Genomic DNA, 21106 nt, shown 5'->3' on the forward strand with positions numbered 1-21106 from the left:
GCAACAGCAGCACCGCTCTTTAACAAAACGAACAACCGATAGGTGTGAGTGCCGGGAGAGACCGACACTTGCACTGCAAGAGACAGAAAAAAACCTTACGGGGTTCTTTTGAAGTCCTTGCGTGCCAGATAGTACGAAAAGCATAGAGATTGAACTGAAGAGTTTGATCCTGGCTCAGATTGAACGCTGGCGGCATGCTTTACACATGCAAGTCGAACGGCAGCACGGGAGCTTGCTCCTGGTGGCGAGTGGCGAACGGGTGAGTAATGCGTCGGAACGTGCCGAGTAATGGGGGATAACGCAGCGAAAGTTGTGCTAATACCGCATACGCTCTGAGGAGGAAAGCGGGGGACCTTTGGGCCTCGCGTTATTCGAGCGGCCGACGTCTGATTAGCTAGTTGGTGGGGTAAAGGCCCACCAAGGCGACGATCAGTAGCGGGTCTGAGAGGATGATCCGCCACACTGGGACTGAGACACGGCCCAGACTCCTACGGGAGGCAGCAGTGGGGAATTTTGGACAATGGGGGCAACCCTGATCCAGCCATGCCGCGTGTCTGAAGAAGGCCTTCGGGTTGTAAAGGACTTTTGTCAGGGAGCAAATCCTGCTTGTGAATAATGAGCGGGGATGAGAGTACCTGAAGAATAAGCACCGGCTAACTACGTGCCAGCAGCCGCGGTAATACGTAGGGTGCAAGCGTTAATCGGAATTACTGGGCGTAAAGCGTGCGCAGGCGGTTTTGCAAGTCTGATGTGAAAGCCCCGGGCTCAACCTGGGAACGGCATTGGAGACTGCAAGGCTAGAGTGCGTCAGAGGGGGGTAGAATTCCACGTGTAGCAGTGAAATGCGTAGAGATGTGGAGGAATACCGATGGCGAAGGCAGCCCCCTGGGATGACACTGACGCTCATGCACGAAAGCGTGGGGAGCAAACAGGATTAGATACCCTGGTAGTCCACGCCCTAAACGATGTCAACTAGCTGTTGGGGGTTTGAATCCTTGGTAGCGTAGCTAACGCGAGAAGTTGACCGCCTGGGGAGTACGGCCGCAAGGTTAAAACTCAAAGGAATTGACGGGGACCCGCACAAGCGGTGGATGATGTGGATTAATTCGATGCAACGCGAAAAACCTTACCTGCTCTTGACATGTACCGAAGCCCGAAGAGATTTGGGTGTGCCCGAAAGGGAGCGGTAACACAGGTGCTGCATGGCTGTCGTCAGCTCGTGTCGTGAGATGTTGGGTTAAGTCCCGCAACGAGCGCAACCCTTGTCATTAGTTGCCATCATTAAGTTGGGCACTCTAATGAGACTGCCGGTGACAAACCGGAGGAAGGTGGGGATGACGTCAAGTCCTCATGGCCCTTATGAGCAGGGCTTCACACGTCATACAATGGTCGGTACAGAGGGTCGCGAAGCCGCGAGGTGGAGCCAATCTCAAAAAACCGATCGTAGTCCGGATCGCACTCTGCAACTCGAGTGCGTGAAGTCGGAATCGCTAGTAATCGCAGATCAGCATGCTGCGGTGAATACGTTCCCGGGTCTTGTACACACCGCCCGTCACACCATGGGAGTGGGGGATACCAGAAGTGGGTAGGCTAACCGCAAGGAGGCCGCTTACCACGGTATGCTTCATGACTGGGGTGAAGTCGTAACAAGGTAGCCGTAGGGGAACCTGCGGCTGGATCACCTCCTTTCTAGAGAAAGTCGATCCTGGTACTCACAGCCTATCGGTTGTTCAGCGAGTGGAATGGTAATCAGAGGGCCTGAGGGGTCTTGTGATTAGCGTTTCAAACGCATTGATCTTTAACAAACTGAAGAAGCCGAATACAAAATTGATTCTGAGCCAGGATGGTTTCATCCTCGTTTGGATTCAACTTTGGGTAATTGTATGTATCGACGTTTTGCCGGTAGAGGTATCGGCAAAGCGAGTGCGCAAGGCCCTTGAAATGATAGGGTCAAGCGAGTAAGTGCATCTGGTGGATGCCTTGGCGATCATAGGCGATGAAGGACGTGTAAGCCTGCGAAAAGCGCGGGGGAGCTGGCAATAGAGCTTTGATCCCGCGATGTCCGAATGGGGAAACCCGGCCCTTAGGGGTCACTCCCACCTGAACACATAGGGTGGGTAGAGCGAACGCGGAGAACTGAAACATCTAAGTACCCGCAGGAAAAGAAATCAACCGAGATTCCGTGAGTAGTGGTGAGCGAAAATGGAAGAGCCTGTACGTTTTAGCCGTTGAGTTAGTGGAAGAGTCTGGAAAGGCTCGCCGTAGTGGGTGATAGCCCCGTACACGAAAACTGAATGGTGGCACTGAGCGTACGACAAGTAGGGCGGGACACGAGAAATCCTGTCTGAAGATGGGGGGACCATCCTCCAAGGCTAAATACTCATGATCGACCGATAGTGAACCAGTACCGTGAGGGAAAGGCGAAAAGAACCCCGGGAGGGGAGTGAAATAGAACCTGAAACCGGATGCATACAAACAGTGGGAGCCTCGCAAGGGGTGACTGCGTACCTTTTGTATAATGGGTCAGCGACTTACGTTCAGTAGCGAGCTTAACCGAATAGGGGAGGCGTAGCGAAAGCGAGTCCGAATAGGGCGCTTCAGTTGCTGGGCGTAGACCCGAAACCGAGTGATCTATCCATGGCCAGGATGAAGGTGCGGTAACACGCACTGGAGGTCCGAACCCACTAATGTTGCAAAATTAGGGGATGAGCTGTGGATAGGGGTGAAAGGCTAAACAAACTCGGAGATAGCTGGTTCTCCCCGAAAACTATTTAGGTAGTGCCTCATGTATCACTTCCGGGGGTAAAGCACTGTTATGGCTAGGGGGTCATTGCGACTTACCAACCCATGGCAAACTCTGAATACCGGAAAGTGCGAGCATGGGAGACAGACGGTGGGTGCTAACGTCCATCGTCAAGAGGGAAACAACCCAGACCGCCAGCTAAGGTCCCAAATGATCAGTTAAGTGGTAAACGAAGTGGGAAGGCCCAGACAGCCAGGATGTTGGCTTAGAAGCAGCCATCATTTAAAGAAAGCGTAATAGCTCACTGGTCGAGTCGTCCTGCGCGGAAGATGTAACGGGGCTCAAACTGATAACCGAAGCTGCGGATTTGCACGCGAGTGCAAGTGGTAGGGGAGCGTTCTGTAGGTCTGTGAAGGTGTGTCGAAAGGCATGCTGGAGATATCAGAAGTGCGAATGCTGACATGAGTAGCGATAAAGCGGGTGAAAAGCCCGCTCACCGAAAGCCCAAGGTTTCCTACGCAACGTTCATCGGCGTAGGGTGAGTCGGCCCCTAAGGCGAGGCAGAAATGCGTAGTCGATGGGAAACTGGTTAACATTCCAGTACTTTCATACAGTGCGATGGGGGGACGGAGAAGGTTAGGTCAGCCAACTGTTGGAATAGTTGGTTCAAGCTGGTAGGCGGGACACGCAGGCAAATCCACGTGTTCGTTAACGCCGAGAAGTGATAACGAGGGTCTACGGACCTGAAGTGACTGATACCCTGCTTCCAGGAAAAGCCTCTAAGCTTCAGCTGTATGAGAACCGTACCGCAAACCGACACAGGTGGGCAGGAAGAAAATTCTAAGGTGCTTGAGAGAACTCAGGAGAAGGAACTCGGCAAATTGATACCGTAACTTCGGGAGAAGGTATGCCTCTTAGGGTGTAGGACTTCGCGTCCGAAGCTTTGAGAGGTCGCAGAGAATCGGTGGCTGCGACTGTTTATCAAAAACACAGCACTGTGCCAACACGAAAGTGGACGTATACGGTGTGACGCCTGCCCGGTGCCGGAAGGTTAAGTGATGGGGTGCAAGCTCTTGATCGAAGCCCCGGTAAACGGCGGCCGTAACTATAACGGTCCTAAGGTAGCGAAATTCCTTGTCGGGTAAGTTCCGACCCGCACGAATGGCGTAACGATGGCCACACTGTCTCCTCCTGAGACTCAGCGAAGTTGAAATGTTTGTGAAGATGCAATCTACCCGCTGCTAGACGGAAAGACCCCGTGAACCTTTACTGTAGCTTTGCATGGGACTTTGAACAGACTTGTGTAGGATAGGTGGGAGGCTATGAAGCGTGAACGCTAGTTTGCGTGGAGCCGTCCTTGAAATACCACCCTGGTGTGTTTGAGGTTCTAACCTAGGTCCGTGATCCGGATCGGGGACAGTGCATGGTAGGCAGTTTGACTGGGGCGGTCTCCTCCCAAAGTGTAACGGAGGAGTTCGAAGGTCACCTAGGTACGGTCGGAAATCGTGCTGATAGTGCAATGGCAAAAGGTGGCTTAACTGCGAGACCGACAAGTCGAGCAGGTGCGAAAGCAGGACATAGTGATCCGGTGGTTCTGAATGGAAGGGCCATCGCTCAACGGATAAAAGGTACTCCGGGGATAACAGGCTGATTCCGCCCAAGAGTTCACATCGACGGCGGAGTTTGGCACCTCGATGTCGGCTCATCACATCCTGGGGCTGTAGCCGGTCCCAAGGGTATGGCTGTTCGCCATTTAAAGTGGTACGCGAGCTGGGTTCAAAACGTCGTGAGACAGTTTGGTCCCTATCTGCAGTGGGCGTTGGAAGTTTGACGGGGGCTGCTCCTAGTACGAGAGGACCGGAGTGGACGAACCTCTGGTGTACCGGTTGTCACGCCAGTGGCATCGCCGGGTAGCTAAGTTCGGAAGAGATAACCGCTGAAAGCATCTAAGCGGGAAACTCGCCTGAAGATGAGACTTCCCTGAGGGCTAGACCCTCCTGAAGAGTCGTTCGAGACCAGGACGTTGATAGGTCGGGTGTGGAAGCGCTGTGAGGCGTGAAGCTAACCGATACTAATGGCTCGTGAGGCTTGATCCTATCATTTGATGGGCTTTGTGCCCGATACATACGAATTCAAACCAAACGGCTTCTGCAGTTTGTAGACAGTTTATGTCTGGCGGCCATAGCGAGGTGGTCCCACGCCTTCCCATCCCGAACAGGACCGTGAAACGCCTTAGCGCCGATGATAGTGCGGCATTCGCCGTGTGAAAGTAGGACACTGCCAGACTCCCCATGCAAAGCCCAGACCGACAGGTCTGGGCTTTTTGCTTTGTGGTGCCGCGATGGCTTCGGCTGTCAGCCATACAGGGCGGGGCTGAGGAAGATTGTTCTGAATCATGCTGCATCTTTGCGTAAAATTCTGATTCGTCGTGTCTGCCTGGCTCGAACGTTCCGTGAGGATGTCCATGTTGCGTTTACCCGTCTCTTTCCGCACCCTGCTGGTTTGCTCATTGCTGCTGGTCACCATGCTGCCTTCACTGGCACTGGTCCGCATGTGGTGGCAACTCGACCAGCTGGCTTTCCAGGCCGAGGCGCGCATGGCGAATATCGATCGCTGGCAGCAGGCTCTGCGCACGCTGTCAGACCGGGAGGAGCACCTCGAGCGCAGCATGCGGCAATGGCTGTTGTTGCAGGATCCGGCCCTGCTGCAGCTGTCGCAGAGCTTTGCTCAGGATCTGGCAACGCCGGCGAATACACTGGCAGAGGTACCGGACCCGGTGCTGGGGAGTCTGCTGCGCGACGACCAGCAGCGGGTGCAATTGCTGCAGTCCTGGCTGGATGCCTCTTCTCCGCCGGAAAGTGATCGGGTGGTCGCGCAGTTCGATGCCCTGAGCAGCAACCATGCCCAGATGGAATTGCGCCTGCGGCGTCAGGTGCAGGTCGAGCGGCGCCAGTGGGCCGACAGCCTGCGCCAGCAGCACGCCGAAGCCAATCGTCTGGCATTGTTCTCGCTGTTGCTGGCCCTGATGCTGGCGATGATTCTGGGCTACATCCTGTTCGCGCCGCTGGGCAAATTGCGGCAACGCATCGGTCGGCTGGCGCAAGGTGTGCGTGGACAGTCCTGGCAAGTGGCCGGTCCCAGTGATGTGCGCGATCTGGCCGACGCACTGGCTGGTCTGGACCGACGTCTGGAGCAGCTGGAATCGGAAAAAGCCAGTTTCTTCCGTCAGGTCTCTCATGAACTGAAAACGCCGCTGGCGGCCATCAGTGAGGCCTCCGCCCTGCTGGCCGACGAAGTGCCCGGCCCGCTCAACCAGGCGCAGCGCGAAATCATCGCCATCCAGCAGAGCAATGTGGTGACCCTGCGTTCCCGCGTGGAAACCCTGCTCAAGCATGATGTGGCACGCTGGCTTGGACAGCAGGTCATTTTTCGTCCCTTCTCCCTGCCACAACTGCTGGCGTGCCGCGAGCATGACTGGCTTGCCCTGATCGAGCGTCGACAGTTGCGCATTCGTTCCGCGCTGGAGGTCGAGCAGGTGCAGGGGGATGAGCACAAGGTACAGACCATTCTCGACAATCTGCTGATCAATGCTATCCGCTTTTCTCCCATCGGCGGGGAAATCACATTGCAGGCACGTCGCGAACGCGACTGCATTTACATTCAGGTGAGCGACCAGGGGCCAGGCGTCAGCCCGGCCGAGGTCGATCGCATTTTCGACCCGTTCTATAGCGGTAAGCCTCCGCAAGGAGAGTCGGCCGGATCGGGAATTGGCCTGACCATGGCTCGCACTTTTGCCCAGTTGATGGGGGGCGATGTCCGCCTGGTGGCATCGACTGGCCCGGGAGCCTGTTTCGAGCTGTGGTGGCCGGAAAATGGAAAAACAACATGACTTTGCTTAGATCTACTTCCCTGGCGGCTTTGCTGTTGCTGGCCGGCTGTGCCTGGAACAGTACGCGCGCGCAACAGGCCCGCATGCCGGAACTGTTTTGCCATGATGCCGACTGGGCCCTGTCCGGGCTGCGCGAGCCGCGCGTCGCTTTTAACAGCACCAAGGCCGTGTGTGCGGCAGACCGGCTCAAACTGGCGGCACAGATTATCACCCAGTCGGATAGCAAGACCGACCTCGCGCGGGCGCGCAGTCTGGTGGACAGCGTGCTCAATGGTACCGAGGTACAGCGGGACACTGCACTGGCCGGACTGGCCGCGCTGCTGGACCGGCAACTGAGCGAGCGACGCCGGGCGGACGAGCGCGCCGACAAATTGTCGTCCCAGATCCGTGATCAGCAGCAGCGCATTGACGATCTGAACGCCAAGATTACCGCGTTGACCGCGCTGGAAAAGAGCATGGCACGTAAAAGCACCCGCAAACCGGGGGCCGGCTCATGAGTGCACAGATCCTGCTGGTCGATGATGATGCCGATCTGCTGCGTCTGGTCAGCATGCGCCTGACGGCTGCCGGGCATCAGGTCGAGGCGGTCGCCAGTGCCGAAGCCGCCTTGAATGTCCTGGCATCCCACCGTGTCGATGTGCTGGTGACCGACTGGCACCTGCCCGGCATGGATGGCCTCGGCTTGTTCGAAGCGGTCCGCCGGCGGTTCCCCTCGTTGCCGGTGATCATTCTCACCGCCTTCGGGACGGTGCCGGATGCCCTCGAGGCCGTTGGCCGCGGCGTCTTCGGCTACCTGGTCAAACCTTTTGAAGGGCGCGAGCTGCTGGCCAAGATCGAGCAGGCCCTGGTGGCATCGGGGGGGCAGGTGGCCGAACAGGCGCCGCAGGACTGGCAGGGCGGCATGATTTCCCGCAGTCCGCAAATGGCCGAGCTGCTGGCCCAGACGCGCATGGTGGCGGCCACCGATGCCAGTGTGCTGATCCGCGGCGAGAGCGGAACCGGCAAGGAGGTGCTGGCTCGTGCGCTGCATCGCTGCAGCGCACGCAGTCAGGGGCCGTTCGTGGCGGTGAACTGTGGCGCCATTCCGGAGAATTTGCTGGAAAGCGAGTTGTTCGGTCACGAAAAAGGCGCCTTTACCGGTGCCTCGGCCAGGCATCAGGGGCTGGTACTGGAAGCCGATGGCGGCACCTTGTTTCTGGACGAGATCGGTGACATGCCGCTGGCACTGCAGGTGAAACTGCTGCGCCTGCTGCAGGATCGTGAAGTCCGCCCGGTGGGCTCGGCGCGGGCTCGTGCGGTAGATATCCGGGTGGTTTCTGCCACCCACCGCGATCTGGAAACCCTGATGCGCGAAGGCCAGTTCCGCGAAGATCTGTTTTACCGGCTCAATGTGGTGACGCTGAATTTGCCGCCGCTGGCCGAGCGGCGCGAAGACATCCCGCTGCTGGCGCAACATTTTCTCAGCCAGGTTGCGCAACGCTACCAGCGTCCCCTGCCGGTGTTTGCCCCGGAGGCGCTGGCCTTTCTGTCGTCCTCGCGCTGGCCGGGGAATATCCGCCAGTTGGCCAATGTGGTCGAGCAGTGCTGTGTGCTGTGTTCCGGGCCGGTGGTCACCCTGGCCCAGGTGCAGAAGTCGGTGAGCGAAGAGTCCGATGCCATTCCCTCGCTGGCCGAGTTCCGCCGCCAGACGGAGCGTGATTATCTGGAGCGTCTGCTGCGATTGACCGGGGGTAATGTGGCCGATGCGGCGCGGCTGGCTGAACGTAACCGGACGGAATTCTACCGGCTGTTGCAGCGGCATGAGCTGGATGCCGCCAGTTTCAAGGCTCAGGGCTGAGTGATCTGCTTGCCGGAAAAGGCTGTCGTCGATTGACGACAGCTTTTTTTCTTTTCAGATCAACAAGATAATGATTTGGTCGCCTGGCTTGTCGCCTGATGGCGACAAATCGGCACCACGCACGGCGACAGAAAAATGCAAGTCATTGAATTATCAGCGTTTGATCAGGCTGGCACGCTTGTTGCAATAGGAAGGGCAAGTCAAACCGGATAGGGAGAACCTTCATGCGTCACGCTTTGCTGTCACTCGGCCTGCTGCTGGTGCCTGCGCTTGCCTTCAGCGCGAGCATGACCCGTCAGGATGCGGTGGAGTGGTATGCCGCCGATGCCTCTGCCATTCTGGCTCAGCCCGTGTCCCTGCCGACCATTTCGGCGGCAGACGATACCCTGGCTCGCCAAGTCACCGATGCCATCTCCGGCATCATCGCCAGCGGCGCCGCCGAAGTCGACGTCGTGGCCCATAACGGACGTGTGACCCTGCGCGGCATTGCCGCCAGTGAACAGGTCGAAAGTCAACTTTTGGATACAGCCAGTGCCGTGTACGGCGTCAAGGAGGTGAAATCGGAAATTAAATTATCTGCCAGCTAATGCCTGTGTTTTGAGTTTGATCTCTACCTTTGGCCTGCCATCCCCCGGCAGGCCATTTTTTTCGCGCTGAATGGACAGCACCGGCCAGCCGTTTGACATTCCCTGTTGGCTCAGATCTGCCGCCATGTCGGCGCGTGGGTGCATGGCCATTGTTCAGGAGTGCCCGATGTCTCAGACTTCCCCTTCGATCCTGGCCTCGCTGGCCGAATCATTCAAATACGGTTCGGCAGTGCTGTCGTTGATTGCGCTGCTGTCCTGGATGGCCGGCCATGCTTTCGCACTCGGTTTCTGGGCCTCGGCCGGCTTGCCCGAGCCGCCCTTTGACCAGTCGCCCCAGGTGGTGACACTCAATGGTTTCCTGTTTGCCGCGCATAACTGGCTGCTGCTGCTCGGGGCGATGGTGTGTTTGTGTGTCGGCTGGTACCTGAAAGGCCTGGTCCGGCTGTGCCTGCCATCTGTGTCCGTCCGGCTGAAATCCTGGCTGTGCCGATGGTTCCTGCCTGGCCCGGCGGTACGCCGCCTGAGCGGATGGCTGCTGTTGCTGGCAGGGGGCGTGATGTTGCCCCTGACCGTCTGGCTCGGGGCGGCGCTGGAACAAGGCAAGGCTCGCTTTCAGCAGCTCTCTGCCAGCGTCAATGATGGCTCACCGCTGCCGACCCGGGTCGCTCTGGCTGACGGGGGCGTGCTGGAAGGGCAAATACTGGGACAGGATGACCGCTTGTTAGTCTTGCTCAGCGCTTGTGGCGTGACGTTGCTGCAGTTGCCCGCCCCGGCGCGGGTCATGGCGCACAACCGGACCAGTCATCGTGACTGTCCGCTGCCACCGCTCTGACCCGCTCGGCCCCTGGCGGGATCAGAAGCTCAGTACCTTGTCGGCGGCCAGGGTCAGTTCGGCCAGCTCAGGCATGGTGCCGATGCCCACGCCCTTGATCAGCAGGGCTTCGTCGATACCACGTGCGGTGGTACAGGTTCGGCAGACCTTGACGGTGGCGCCGGTGGCCAGCAGATCCTGCAGCATTTCTCCCAGCGTGGCGCCGGCGGCAACCGTCTGACCTTGCATGGCGGTGACCACGGCATCGGAAAGCAGAAATAGCGTGATTTTCGGTTTGGCCTCGCTATCGGACAGGGCCAGTGCCAGGCGCAGGCCGGAAAGCGTGCGTTCGCTGCCATAAGGGCTGGCGTTGAGTGTGAACAGGATGTTTTGCATGACAATTCTCCCGGAAAAAAAGGCGATTGCAGTGTGCACAGGATGGCGCAAGTCGCCACTTTTTGCCACTGCAACGCCATCTTCCGCTGTCTGATGCGGCTTTGCCAGGGGTCTTGCAGTGCCTTATATCAAACTGATGGAATAAATTATATTGTCGGACAAAACATATTTGTTTGGTATATTATGATGAGTTTGAAACTGCACGCTACAGATCAATAAGCACGTGCATCGGTCGGTGCTGGGGGCGCCTCCGATGCCAGTGACCGGCATCAGCCCGGTCGCTGTCAACGTGCCCGTACAGGGGAGACCATATGCCATTCCAAGCCTTTGCCCAGGCGCAGACACCGCTGCGCCAAGCCATTACCGAAGCCTATCGCCGTGACGAGCAGCAGTGTGTGCAAACCCTGCTGACCCAGGCCGCCATGACGCGCGAGCAAGTCTTTGCTGCCCAGCGCCTGGCCCGCCGTCTGGTGAGCAAGGTACGCGAGACACGCACCCGTGCCAGTGGCGTGGATGCGCTGATGCATGAGTTCTCCCTCTCCAGCCTGGAAGGGGTGGCCCTGATGTGCCTGGCAGAAGCCTTGCTGCGCATTCCGGACAAGGAAACCGCCGACAAACTGATTCGCGACAAAATTGGCCGCGGTGACTGGCGCTCGCATCTGGGCAACAGTGCTTCGCTGTTCGTCAATGCCGCCGCCTGGGGCCTGCTGGTCACCGGCAAGCTGGTTTCGTCCTACAGTGAGCAGGGCCTGTCTGCCGCCGTGACCCGACTGGCCGCCAAGGGCGGTGAGCCGCTGATCCGCAAGGGGGTGGATCTGGCCATGCGCATGCTGGGGCGCCAGTTCGTCACCGGCGAGACCATCGAGGAGGCGCTGGATAACGGCCGCGAGCGTGAGTCACGCGGCTATCGCTTCAGTTACGACATGCTGGGCGAAGCGGCCATGACCGCGGAAGACGCCGAGCGCTATTACCAGGACTATGTCACGGCCATTCATGCCATCGGCAAGGCCAGTGACGGGCGAGGGGTGTATGAAGGCCCGGGGATCTCCGTCAAGTTGTCCGCCATTCATCCGCGCTACTCCCGAGCCCAGCACCATCGGGTGATGGGGGAGTTGCTGCCGCGCCTGAAGGCACTGTTCCTGCTGGCCAAGCAATACGATATCGGCCTGAACATCGATGCCGAGGAAACCGACCGTCTGGAGATTTCGCTCGATCTGGTCGAGGCCCTGGCGCGTGATCCGGACCTGGCCGGCTTCAAGGGCATTGGCATTGTGGTGCAGGCCTACCAGAAACGTTGTCCCTATGTCATTGATTACCTGATCGAACTGGCGCGCGAGACCGGCCATCGCTTCATGATCCGTCTGGTCAAGGGTGCGTATTGGGACGCCGAGATCAAGCGTGCCCAGGTTGACGGACAGCCAGGCTATCCGGTGTATACCCGCAAGGTTCACACCGATGTGTCCTATCTGGCCTGCGCCCGCAAGCTGCTGTCTGCCCAGGACGCCGTGTTCCCGCAATTCGCCACCCACAATGCCTATACGCTTTCGGCGGTCTTCACCCTGGCGTCCGGACTGGACTATGAATTCCAGTGTCTGCACGGCATGGGCGAGACCCTGTATGACCAGGTGGTCGGCAACCACAATATGGGCCGCAGCTGCCGCATCTATGCGCCGGTCGGTTCGCACCAGACGCTGCTGGCCTACCTGGTGCGACGCCTGCTGGAAAACGGTGCCAACAGCTCCTTCGTCAATCGTATTGTCGACGAATCGGTCTCGATCGATGAACTGGTGACTGACCCGTGCGAGCAGGCAGCCGAAACCACCGGTCTGCCACACGGCAAGATTCCGCTGCCGGTGGCGCTGTATGGCGACGAACGCCGTAATTCGGCCGGCCTGGATCTGTCGAACGAGCTGGTTCTGGCCGATCTGCAGCAACGCCTGATGGCGGCGGATCAGCGTGACTGGCAGGCTCGGCCGATGCTGGCGGATGACCGTCATGAGGGCGGCCCGGCCCGCGAGGTGCGCAATCCCGCCTGCCTGAGCGAACGCATCGGACAAGTGACGGATGCCAGCGCCGAGGATGCCCGCCGAGCTGTCGGTTTTGCGGCTGAGGCCGCTGCCGGCTGGGCGGCCACCCCGGCCGCCGAACGTGCCGCCTGCCTGTCGCGCGCGGCGGACTTGCTGGAGGCCCATTGTCCCGAACTGATGGCCCTGGCCGTGCGTGAGGCCGGCAAGACGCTGAACAACGCCATTGCCGAAGTTCGTGAGGCGGTTGATTTCCTGCGTTATTACGGTGCCCAGGCTGCGCGCGAATTCAGTGTCAAGGCCCCGGCCGCGCTGGGGCCGGTGGTATGTATCAGCCCGTGGAACTTCCCGCTGGCCATTTTCCTGGGGGAGGTCAGTGCTGCGCTGGCGGCCGGTAACACCGTGCTGGCCAAGCCGGCCGAGCAGACCAGCCTGATTGCCGCCGAAGCGGTACGCCTGATGTATGAGGCCGGCGTGCCGCGTGCGGTGCTGCAACTGTTGCCTGGCCGTGGTGAGGTCGTGGGGGCGGCCCTGGTCAATGATGCCCGTGTTCAGGGGGTGATCTTTACCGGTTCGACCGAAGTGGCACAGCTGATCAACCGTTCGCTGGCCGAGCGGGGGGGCGATGTGGTGCTGGTGGCGGAAACCGGTGGTCAGAACGCGATGATTGTCGACAGCACGGCACTGCCGGAGCAGGTGGTGACCGATGTGCTGGCCTCGGCCTTCGACTCCGCCGGTCAGCGTTGCTCGGCATTGCGCGTGCTCTATCTGCAACATGAGGTGGCCGACAAGATCCTGACCATGATCCGTGGCGCCATGGACGAGCTGGTGGTGGGCGATCCGGCCAGGCTGGCGACCGATGTTGGTCCGGTGATCGATGAGGAAGCGCGCAGCGGTCTGCTGGCGCATATCGAGAAGATGCGTCCGCTGGCCCGTGCCATGCACCAGACGGCCTTGCCGGCGTCTGCCGCCCAGGGGCATTTCGTCGCGCCGACGCTGATCGAGCTGGACAATCTGAGCCATCTGGAGCGCGAAGTATTCGGCCCGGTGCTGCATGTCCGCCGTTTTGCTGCGGATCAGCTGGATCTGGTGCTGGCCGAGGTCAATCGCTCGGGCTATGGCCTGACTCATGGTGTCCACAGCCGCATCGACGAGACCATCCAGCATGTAGCCCGGCAGGTCAAGGCGGGCAATGTCTACGTCAACCGCAATATTGTCGGCGCCGTCGTCGGTGTGCAGCCGTTTGGGGGGGAGGGCAAGTCCGGTACCGGCCCGAAGGCCGGCGGACCTTTCTATCTGTACCGGCTGACACGAGCCGCCTGGCGCCCGACGCTGGCGATCCGCCATCAGGAAGCCGCACTGCCGGGTCTGGTTGCCCTGAACGGTGCCCTGGCGAACTGGGGACTGTCGTCGGCTGAACTGGCCAAAGCGCGCGAGTTGATGACCTTCGGCCGAGTGCAAAGCCCCTTGCTGGGTGATCTTGTTCTGCCGGGGCCGACCGGTGAACAGAATACCTTGCGTTTCGCTGCCCGCGGGGTGGTGGCGTGTCTGGCACCGGAGCGCGGCGAGCTGCTGCGGCAAATGGTGGCCGCGCTGAGTTGCGACAACCGCATCCTGTTGCCGCATAGCGTGGAAAACGACCAGCTGTGCGCCCTGATGCCGGGTTGGGTGGATACGGCCGATGCCCCGCTGGACAGCGAGCCGCTGGATGCCGTGCTGTTTGCCGGTCCGGCCGGGCTGGCAGATACGGTGCGCCGTACGCTGGCGGCCCGCAGCGGGGCCATCGTGCCGTTGATCGAAGCCGGGCCGGAGGGCTATGAATTGCATCGGCTGGTGGTGGAGCGGGCCTTGTGCATCAACACCACGGCAGCCGGTGGCAATGCCAGTCTGATGAGTATGGAAGAGTAGTAGTTGCCATGGAGGTAATGCATTGAAATAATGCCTTGTTTCCATGGAATCATGGGGAAACCGTGCGCTCTCGATAGCCGTGCGGATCAAAACATAACGAGAAGGACGAACGATGCAAGCAAGCAAACTGACTGTTGTTACCCTGTCCGTGATGGCAGCGCTGGCGCTGGCCGCCTGCGGCAAGAAGGAAGATGCGTCCGCACCGGCCGCCGCTTCCGGCGCCGCGGCAGACAGTGGCGCCGCCGTGGTCAAGCTGGGTTTTGTTGCCCCGCTGACCGGGCCGCAGGCGCATTATGGTGCCGAGTACAAGAATGGCGTGACCCTGGCGATCGAAGACGCCAACGCCACCCATCCGACCCTGGGCGGCAAGCCGGTCAAGTTCGAACTGGAAGTGATGGATGACCAGGCCGATCCGAAGACCGCTACCGAAGTGGCCCAGAAGCTGATCGACGAGAAGGTCAGCGGTGTGATCGGTCACTTCAACTCGGGTACCTCGATTCCGGCTTCCAAGCTGTACTCCGACGCCGGTATTCCCCAGATCGCCATGGCGACCGCACCGGCCTTTACGGCGCAAGGCTTCAAGACCACCTTCCGTTCCATGACCTCGGATACCCAGCAGGGCAGCGTGATGGGCGAGTATGTGGTGAAGAAGCTGGGTGCCAAGAACATCGCCATCATCGATGACCGTACCGCCTATGGCCAGGGTCTGGCCGATCAGTTCGCCAAGGCCGTGGAAGGCGCCGGCGGCAAGGTGGTCAAGCGTGAATACACCACCGACAAGTCGACCGACTTTGCGGCGATCCTGACCTCGCTCAAGGGCCTGCATCCGGACATCATCTACTACGGTGGCGCCGATGCGCAGTCGGCCCCGATGGCCAAGCAGATGAAGCGCCTGGGCATCACCACGCCGCTGGTTTCCGGCGAAATGACCAAGACCCCGGACTTCCTCAAGGTTGCCGGTGCCGAAGCCGAGGGCACGCTGGCCTCGCTGGCCGGTCTGCCGCTGGAGCAGATGCCCAAGGGCAAGGATTATGCGACCCGCTACAAGGCTCGCTTCAACGAAGAAGTCGCCACTTACTCGCCGTACGGCTATGACGCGACCCGCGTGATGATTGCCGCCATGCAAAAGGCTGATTCGTCCGATCCGGCCAAGTACCTGCCGGTACTGGCGTCCATCGATTACACCGATGCCGTGACTACCCCGCACCTGGGGTACGACAGCAAGGGTGACCTGAAGATCGGTGGCATCACCGTCTACAAGGTGGTGGGGGGCAAGTGGACCGTGCTGGAAAGCGTGGGCGGGGCAGCCGCTTCCGCTGCGCAGTAATCTGTCCTGATGTCAGCCAAGGCCCGGCGTGTCAACGCCGGGCTTTTTCATGTCTTGTCCGCGGGCGGCCGTCGAGCTGGCGATCTGGCTTCGCCAGGCGCAAGACAGTGCGGCGCCACGGTGCCTGCAGCAGGCCGAAGCGGGTGATCTGCCCTGTGTGACGGCCAGTCAGTGCGCCGTCGATCCCGGTTCGCCGGTTTTGCCTGGCTTGCGGCTGGGGGGCGGGCATCGGGATGAGGACGAAATGCAGCGCTGCCTGGGCAGATTGCGCGTGGTCCTGGCCGGCAGAGCAGGGGGTGTGACATGGCCGTGGGATATCCTTGTAGACGACCGGTCTAATTGAGCGTAGCATGGCGCCATTCTTTGGTATCAAGACGACCAGTCCACTCAGGAGTTCGTATGCAGAATTTTGACTATTACAATCCCACCCGCATTGTCTTTGGCCGTGACACTATCGGCCGCCTGGCCGAGCTGGTGCCGGCTGGTGCCCGTGTGCTGGTGCTCTATGGCGGCAGCAGTGCCGAAAAGACCGGCACGCTGGCGCAGGTGCGCGAGGCCCTGGCCGGCCACGTGGTGCAGGAGTTCGGCGGCATTGAGCCAAATCCGCATTTTGAGACCCTGATGCGTGCCGTTGACCTGATCAAGACGCAGCAACTGGATTTTCTGCTGGCGGTGGGCGGTGGCTCGGTGATTGATGGCAGTAAATTTGTGGCCGCCGCCGCCCTGTTTGAGGGCGATGCACTGGACATTCTGAAGCAGCGCGGCGGCAATATCCGCCAGGCCCTGCCTCTGGGGACGGTCCTGACCCTGGCGGCTACCGGTTCGGAAATGAATAGCGGCGGGGTCGTGACCCATGCCGCCACGCACGCCAAGCTGCCGTTCCGCAATCCGCTGCTGTTTCCGCGTTTTTCGATTCTTGATCCGCAAAAGACCTTCACCGTACCGGAACGGCAAGTGGCCAACGGGGTGGTGGATGCCTTCGTGCATGTCGCCGAACAGTATTTGACCGTACCGGGGCAGGCGCTGGCACAGGATCGCTTTGCCGAGGGGCTGTTGCTGTCGCTGATCGAACTGGGGCCGCAAGTACAGGCCAACCCGCTGGACTACGAGGTGCGTGCCAATCTGATGTGGGTCGCCACGCTGGCACTGAACGGCATCGTGGGGGCCGGCGTGACCCATGACTGGTCGACGCACATGATCGGCCATGAGCTGACCGCGCTTTTTGAGATCGATCATGCCCGCACCCTGGCGCTGGTGTTGCCGGCCAGTCTGTCGCTGCGCCGGGACAGCAAGCGAGCCAAGTTGCTGCAGTATGCCGAGCGAGTCTGGCAGCTGCACGAGGGCCCGGAGGCGCAGCGTATCGAACAGGCTATCGCGCTGACGCGCGATTTCTTCGAGCGCATGGGCTTGCCGACGCGCCTGTCCGACTATGGTCTGGGTGAGGAGGCGATCGAGCAGGTGGTCAGCCAGCTGCAGGCCCACGGCATGACCCGGCTGGGTGAGGGCGGTCATGTCACGCCGGATTTGGCGCGTCAGATCCTGCAGGCGGCCCGCGTATGAAGCCCGCCCTGATTCTGCATCACTATGCCGCTTCCCCCTACTCGGAAAAAATCCGTCTGATGCTGGGGCAGCGTCAGCTGCCATGGTTGTCGGTGGCGATGCCGCCAGTGTTGCCCAAGCCGGACCTGATGCAGCTGACACATGGCTACCGGCGCGCGCCGGTGCTGCAGATCGGTGCCGATATCTATTGTGATTCAGCACTGATCGCCGACGAAATTGAGCGTCGTTTCCCCCAGCCTGCGCAGCCGACGCCGCATGGTCGCGCACTGGCCGAAGTGTTGAGCCACTGGGTGGATATCGAGTTGTTCTGGCTGACTGTGCGTCTGGTCATGGGGCGGCACGCGGAGCAGATTCCGCAGTTCATGCTGGATGATCGCGCGGCGATGCACCGGCAATATGATTTCTCGCGCCAGACCCTGGTGGCCGACCTGCCGCAGGTGACGGCACAGCTGCGCCCGATGCTGGCCTGGCTGGATGCGCTGCTGACCGGACAGTCTTTCTTTGCCGGCGCGCTGCCGTCCGGCGGCGATTTTGGCGTCTACCATCCGCTGTGGTTCCTGAATAATATCGGTGCGCTGAACGAGCTGGCACCGCAGGATGGTCCTTTGCTGGCCTGGTTCGGCCGCATGACGGCGTTCGGTCATGGCGAGCATGCCGAACTCTCCGCTGCTGAGGCGATTCATCTGGCGTGGTCGGCACAGCCGGAGAAGGCCGGGGGTGTTGCCGAACCGGGCTGGCAGGTCGGGATGCCGGTGTCGGTGATGCCGGAAGGCTATCCGCTGGAGGCCGTCCATGGGGCGCTGTGCGGATTGACGGCACAGCGCATCTCCCTGGCGGTGGAGACCCCCGCCGGCGGACATTTGCACCTGCACTTCCCGCGGCTCGGTTATCAACTGACGCAGGCTGACTAGGCAAGCAGCCCGCCTTGCCTTTCCGGCGTGGCGGGCCGAGGTGGCCACGGGGCGGCCGCAGGTCCTGCGGCTTTACTTCGGTCCGGTCTGTTTGGATTTGCGGATCAGAATGCCGGCACAGCCGACGACAACGATGGTGGCAAACACGATGGTCACCAGGCTGAGAAGGCCGACATCGTCCGAAAGAAGTTGCTGAATCAGTGCCATGGTCCGCTCCTGTTGGTTTAACGGTCGTTATCCGAATGACATTATTTCTGAATCTAAATTAACCATTGTGCTGGTATGGTTTTTTGATGCAGATCAACGGTGCGGCGGGTGGAAAAACAAAACCCCACACGGCCTGCTGGCGGTGTGGGGCTGGCGACGGAGCGTGCCGGAGGGTCAGTCTTCTTCCGGGACGTTCAGCGCATTATTGCTGTAACCGGCGTCGACATAGGTGATCTCGCCGGTGATGCCGGAGGCGAGGTCGGACAGCAGGAAGGCGGCGGCATTGCCGACTTCTTCCGTCGTGACGTTGCGGCGCAGCGAGGACTGGCCGGCGACATGGTTCAGCAGCTTGGAGAAGTCCTTGATGCCCGAGGCCGCCAGCGTCTTGATCGGACCGGCGGAGATCCCGTTGACACGGATGCCGTCACGACCCAGTGCGCTGGCCATGAAGCGGACGCCGGCCTCCAGGCTGGCCTTGGCCAGACCCATCACGTTGTAGTTGGGGATGGCACGGATGGCACCCAGATACGACAGCGTCAGCAGGGCAGACTTGCGTCCCTGCATCATCGGGCGCGCGGCCTTGGCCAGTGCCGGGAAGCTGTAGGACGACACGTCGTGGGCAATCTGGAAGGCTTCGCGCGACAGCGAGTCGAGGAAGTCGCCGTTGAGCGCTTCGCGCGGTGCGAAGGCAATGGCATGTACCAGCCCGTCCAGCCCGTCCCAGTCCTTGCCCAGATCGACGAACAGCTGTTCGATTTCGGCATCGTTCTGCACGTCGCAGCGATAGACCAGCTTGCTGCCGAATTCGGCAGCCATTTCGCGCACGCGGTCTTCCAGCTTGTCAACGACATAGGTGAAGGCAAGTTCCGCACCCTCGCGATGACAGGCCTGGGCGATGCCGTAGGCGATGGATCGGTTGGAGATCATGCCGGTGATCAGAATTTTTTTTCCTTGCAGGAAACCCATCGTCAGTCCTTCTAACTAAACATAGCCTGCCATTATACCCAAGCCGGGCAGAAAACGCAGACCATAATTGTAGGACAAAAAATTGGCCATGCCGGTTTGTGTCAACCCTGCTCAGACCAGGGTTGCCGCGCGCTGGCTGGCTTGCTAACATCCCGGGATCAAGCTTAATAAATAGAGAGCAACCATGAGCGACCTGATTCAGCATGTGACCGACAACTCCTTTGAACAAGATGTCCTGAAAGCCGACGTACCGGTACTGGTCGACTACTGGGCTGAATGGTGTGGTCCGTGCAAGATGATCGCGCCGATCCTCGAAGACGTGGCCAAGGAGTATCAGGGCCGCCTGAAGGTGGTCAAGCTCAACATCGACCAGAACGAGCAGACCCCGCCGAAATTCGGCATCCGCGGCATTCCGACCCTGATGATCTTCAAGGACGGCAATGTGGTGGCCACCAAGGTCGGCGCACTGGCCAAAGGCCAGCTGACGGCTTTTGTTGACAGCCACATTTAAAGTGTTTATTCTCGACTGAATTCTTAAGCGGGCGGCGGAAGTCGCCCGTGTCGTATCTGCTGTCCACACCTCTTGAAGAACAAACATCCCTCTCGCCAATCGTACTCGAGTCGAAACCGGCTGCTATGCATTTATCTGACCTGAAACACCTTCCTGTTACCCAGCTCGTCGAAATGGCTATTGCCAATGAGATCGACGGTGCCAACCGGTTGCGCAAGCAAGATCTGATCTTCGCGCTTTTGAAAAACCAGGCCAAAAAGGGCGAAAGCATTTATGGCGAGGGGACGCTGGAGGTACTGCCGGACGGATTCGGTTTCCTGCGCAGCCCTGACACCTCGTATCTGGCCGGCCCCGATGACATTTATGTCAGCCCGAGTCAGATTCGCCGTTTCAATCTGCATACCGGCGATTCGATCGAAGGCGAGATCCGCACGCCGAAAGATGGCGAACGCTACTTCGCCCTGGTGAAGGTTGACAAGGTCAACCACGATGCCCCGGAAAACTCCAAGCACAAGATCCTGTTCGAAAACCTGACGCCGCTGTTCCCGACCGAGCCGCTGCATCTGGAACGTGATATTCGTGCCGAAGAAAACTTCACCGGCCGCATCATTGATCTGATCGCCCCGATCGGCAAGGGTCAGCGCGGTCTGCTGGTGGCGCCGCCCAAGTCCGGCAAGACCGTGATGCTGCAACATATTGCGCATGCCATCACGGCCAATCACCCCGAAGTCGAACTGATCGTGCTGCTGATCGACGAACGTCCGGAAGAAGTGACCGAAATGCAACGCTCGGTGCGTGGCGAAGTGGTCTCCTCCACCTTCGACGAACCCGCCACCCGTCACGTGCAAGTGGCCGAAATGGTCATCGAAAAGGCCAAACGCCTGGTCGAGCACAAGAAGGACGTGGTCATCCTGCTGGACTCCATCACCCGTCTGGCGCGTGCCTACAACACCGTGGTGCCGGCTTCCGGCAAGGTGCTGACCGGCGGTGTCGACGCCAATGCCCTGCAGCGTCCGAAGCGCTTCTTCGGTGCGGCGCGCAATATCGAAGAGGGTGGTTCGCTGACCATCATTGCCACGGCCCTGATCGATACCGGCTCGCGCATGGATGACGTGATCTACGAAGAATTCAAGGGTACCGGCAACATGGAAATCCACCTCGACCGCCGGATGGCGGAAAAACGGATTTTCCCGGCGCTCAACATCAACCGTTCGGGTACTCGCCGCGAAGAGCTGCTGATTCCGCAGGAAAAGCTGCAACGCATCTGGGTGCTGCGCAAGCTGCTCTACCCGATGGATGATCTGGACGCGATGGAGTTTCTGCAGGACAAGATCCGCGCCACCAAATCCAACTCTGCCTTCTTCGACTCGATGCGTCGCTGAGGCAGGAAAACATCATTGCCAACGCCAGGTCGCTACCTGGCGTTTTT

Annotated in this window: 15 protein-coding genes and 3 rRNA genes; 15 read left to right on the top strand and 3 right to left on the bottom strand. The window is 59.9% G+C overall.

The window, feature by feature from the left end:
* Positions 1 to 151 precede the first annotated feature (151 nt).
* The 8 genes from AACH39_RS00005 to AACH39_RS00040 all read left to right on the top strand — a co-directional run bounded on the left by AACH39_RS00005 (position 152) and on the right by AACH39_RS00040 (position 9888).
* A 16S ribosomal RNA gene (locus tag AACH39_RS00005) occupies positions 152 to 1689 on the top strand.
* 259 nt (positions 1690 to 1948) lie between these two features.
* Positions 1949 to 4839 (top strand): 23S ribosomal RNA (locus tag AACH39_RS00010).
* Positions 4840 to 4914: 75 nt separating this feature from the next.
* Positions 4915 to 5029, top strand: a 5S ribosomal RNA gene (gene rrf, locus AACH39_RS00015).
* The 16S, 23S and 5S rRNA genes sit together here, the layout of an rRNA operon.
* A 178-nt stretch (positions 5030 to 5207) precedes the next feature.
* Positions 5208 to 6632, top strand: coding sequence for a HAMP domain-containing sensor histidine kinase (locus AACH39_RS00020; protein ID WP_215777123.1), 1425 nt, complete (start codon positions 5208 to 5210; stop codon positions 6630 to 6632).
* Positions 6629 to 7129, top strand: coding sequence for a hypothetical protein (locus AACH39_RS00025; RefSeq protein ID WP_215777119.1), 501 nt, complete (start codon positions 6629 to 6631; stop codon positions 7127 to 7129). The genes AACH39_RS00020 and AACH39_RS00025 overlap by 4 nt, the downstream gene beginning before the upstream one ends.
* Positions 7126 to 8469 carry a sigma 54-interacting transcriptional regulator gene (locus tag AACH39_RS00030; protein ID WP_338620642.1) on the top strand — a complete coding sequence of 448 codons (1344 nt, stop codon included), beginning with the start codon at positions 7126 to 7128 and terminating at the stop codon, positions 8467 to 8469. The genes AACH39_RS00025 and AACH39_RS00030 overlap by 4 nt, the downstream gene beginning before the upstream one ends.
* Before the next feature lie 224 nt (positions 8470 to 8693).
* Complete coding sequence (locus AACH39_RS00035; protein WP_215777114.1) at positions 8694 to 9056, top strand: BON domain-containing protein; 363 nt, start codon at positions 8694 to 8696, stop codon at positions 9054 to 9056.
* A 166-nt stretch (positions 9057 to 9222) separates the two neighbouring features.
* Positions 9223 to 9888 (top strand): hypothetical protein, encoded by a 666-nt coding sequence (locus AACH39_RS00040; RefSeq protein ID WP_338620643.1) that lies wholly within the window; start codon positions 9223 to 9225, stop codon positions 9886 to 9888.
* Between the two features lie 21 nt (positions 9889 to 9909).
* Here AACH39_RS00040 and AACH39_RS00045 read toward each other — a convergent pair whose 3' ends face one another.
* Entirely contained in the window at positions 9910 to 10263 is a 354-nt protein-coding gene (locus tag AACH39_RS00045) for a DsrE family protein (protein WP_215777107.1), read from the bottom strand.
* A 311-nt stretch (positions 10264 to 10574) separates the two neighbouring features.
* Here AACH39_RS00045 and putA point away from each other — a divergent pair, with 311 nt between their 5' ends.
* The 5 genes from putA to AACH39_RS00070 all read left to right on the top strand — a co-directional run bounded on the left by putA (position 10575) and on the right by AACH39_RS00070 (position 17993).
* A complete protein-coding gene (putA, locus tag AACH39_RS00050) occupies positions 10575 to 14195 on the top strand; it encodes a trifunctional transcriptional regulator/proline dehydrogenase/L-glutamate gamma-semialdehyde dehydrogenase (protein WP_338620644.1) in 3621 nt (1206 codons plus the stop codon).
* Positions 14196 to 14307: 112 nt separating this feature from the next.
* The gene (locus AACH39_RS00055) at positions 14308 to 15522 is read left to right on the top strand and encodes a branched-chain amino acid ABC transporter substrate-binding protein (protein ID WP_215777100.1); all 1215 of its coding nucleotides are present in this window, start codon (positions 14308 to 14310) and stop codon (positions 15520 to 15522) included.
* A gap of 49 nt (positions 15523 to 15571) precedes the next feature.
* Positions 15572 to 15865: a hypothetical protein gene (locus tag AACH39_RS00060; RefSeq protein WP_338620645.1), complete on the top strand. Its 294-nt coding sequence runs from the start codon at positions 15572 to 15574 to the stop codon at positions 15863 to 15865.
* 56 nt (positions 15866 to 15921) lie between these two features.
* Positions 15922 to 17082: an iron-containing alcohol dehydrogenase gene (locus tag AACH39_RS00065; RefSeq protein WP_338620646.1), complete on the top strand. Its 1161-nt coding sequence runs from the start codon at positions 15922 to 15924 to the stop codon at positions 17080 to 17082.
* The gene (locus tag AACH39_RS00070; RefSeq protein ID WP_338620647.1) at positions 17079 to 17993 is read left to right on the top strand and encodes a glutathione S-transferase; all 915 of its coding nucleotides are present in this window, start codon (positions 17079 to 17081) and stop codon (positions 17991 to 17993) included. Before AACH39_RS00065 ends, AACH39_RS00070 begins: the two co-directional genes overlap by 4 nt.
* A gap of 72 nt (positions 17994 to 18065) precedes the next feature.
* On the opposite strand, the gene AACH39_RS00075 is transcribed toward AACH39_RS00070, so the two are convergent.
* Both AACH39_RS00075 and fabI read right to left on the bottom strand, forming a co-directional pair.
* On the bottom strand, positions 18066 to 18200 hold the full coding sequence (locus AACH39_RS00075) for a DUF3149 domain-containing protein (protein ID WP_215777064.1): 135 nt from the start codon (positions 18198 to 18200) through the stop codon (positions 18066 to 18068).
* A 174-nt stretch (positions 18201 to 18374) separates the two neighbouring features.
* Entirely contained in the window at positions 18375 to 19166 is a 792-nt protein-coding gene (fabI, locus tag AACH39_RS00080; RefSeq protein ID WP_215777061.1) for an enoyl-ACP reductase FabI, read from the bottom strand.
* Positions 19167 to 19350: 184 nt separating this feature from the next.
* Here fabI and trxA point away from each other — a divergent pair, with 184 nt between their 5' ends.
* Together trxA and rho are read left to right on the top strand one after the other, a co-directional pair.
* Positions 19351 to 19677 (top strand): thioredoxin TrxA, encoded by a 327-nt coding sequence (gene trxA / locus AACH39_RS00085; protein WP_215777058.1) that lies wholly within the window; start codon positions 19351 to 19353, stop codon positions 19675 to 19677.
* Between the two features lie 125 nt (positions 19678 to 19802).
* The gene (gene rho, locus AACH39_RS00090; protein WP_215777055.1) at positions 19803 to 21059 is read left to right on the top strand and encodes a transcription termination factor Rho; all 1257 of its coding nucleotides are present in this window, start codon (positions 19803 to 19805) and stop codon (positions 21057 to 21059) included.
* The last annotated feature ends 47 nt before the right edge of the window (positions 21060 to 21106 follow it).

Source organism: Paludibacterium flexuosum (genome assembly GCF_037076605.1).
Lineage (GTDB): Bacteria > Pseudomonadota > Gammaproteobacteria > Burkholderiales > Chromobacteriaceae > Paludibacterium.

Bases quoted from the DNA above. Each gene is read 5' to 3' on its own strand.
- AACH39_RS00070 (WP_338620647.1), top strand. From the start codon at position 17,079: ATGAAGCCCGCCCTGATTCTGCATCACTATGCCGCTTCCCCCTACTCG.
- trxA (WP_215777058.1), top strand. From the start codon at position 19,351: ATGAGCGACCTGATTCAGCATGTGACCGACAACTCCTTTGAACAAGAT.
- AACH39_RS00055 (WP_215777100.1), top strand. From the start codon at position 14,308: ATGCAAGCAAGCAAACTGACTGTTGTTACCCTGTCCGTGATGGCAGCG.
- putA (WP_338620644.1), top strand. From the start codon at position 10,575: ATGCCATTCCAAGCCTTTGCCCAGGCGCAGACACCGCTGCGCCAAGCC.
- AACH39_RS00020 (WP_215777123.1), top strand. From the start codon at position 5,208: ATGTTGCGTTTACCCGTCTCTTTCCGCACCCTGCTGGTTTGCTCATTG.
- AACH39_RS00065 (WP_338620646.1), top strand. From the start codon at position 15,922: ATGCAGAATTTTGACTATTACAATCCCACCCGCATTGTCTTTGGCCGT.
- AACH39_RS00060 (WP_338620645.1), top strand. From the start codon at position 15,572: ATGTCTTGTCCGCGGGCGGCCGTCGAGCTGGCGATCTGGCTTCGCCAG.
- AACH39_RS00025 (WP_215777119.1), top strand. From the start codon at position 6,629: ATGACTTTGCTTAGATCTACTTCCCTGGCGGCTTTGCTGTTGCTGGCC.
- AACH39_RS00035 (WP_215777114.1), top strand. From the start codon at position 8,694: ATGCGTCACGCTTTGCTGTCACTCGGCCTGCTGCTGGTGCCTGCGCTT.
- fabI (WP_215777061.1), bottom strand. From the start codon at position 19,166: ATGGGTTTCCTGCAAGGAAAAAAAATTCTGATCACCGGCATGATCTCC.
- AACH39_RS00040 (WP_338620643.1), top strand. From the start codon at position 9,223: ATGTCTCAGACTTCCCCTTCGATCCTGGCCTCGCTGGCCGAATCATTC.
- AACH39_RS00075 (WP_215777064.1), bottom strand. From the start codon at position 18,200: ATGGCACTGATTCAGCAACTTCTTTCGGACGATGTCGGCCTTCTCAGC.
- AACH39_RS00045 (WP_215777107.1), bottom strand. From the start codon at position 10,263: ATGCAAAACATCCTGTTCACACTCAACGCCAGCCCTTATGGCAGCGAA.
- AACH39_RS00030 (WP_338620642.1), top strand. From the start codon at position 7,126: ATGAGTGCACAGATCCTGCTGGTCGATGATGATGCCGATCTGCTGCGT.
- rho (WP_215777055.1), top strand. From the start codon at position 19,803: ATGCATTTATCTGACCTGAAACACCTTCCTGTTACCCAGCTCGTCGAA.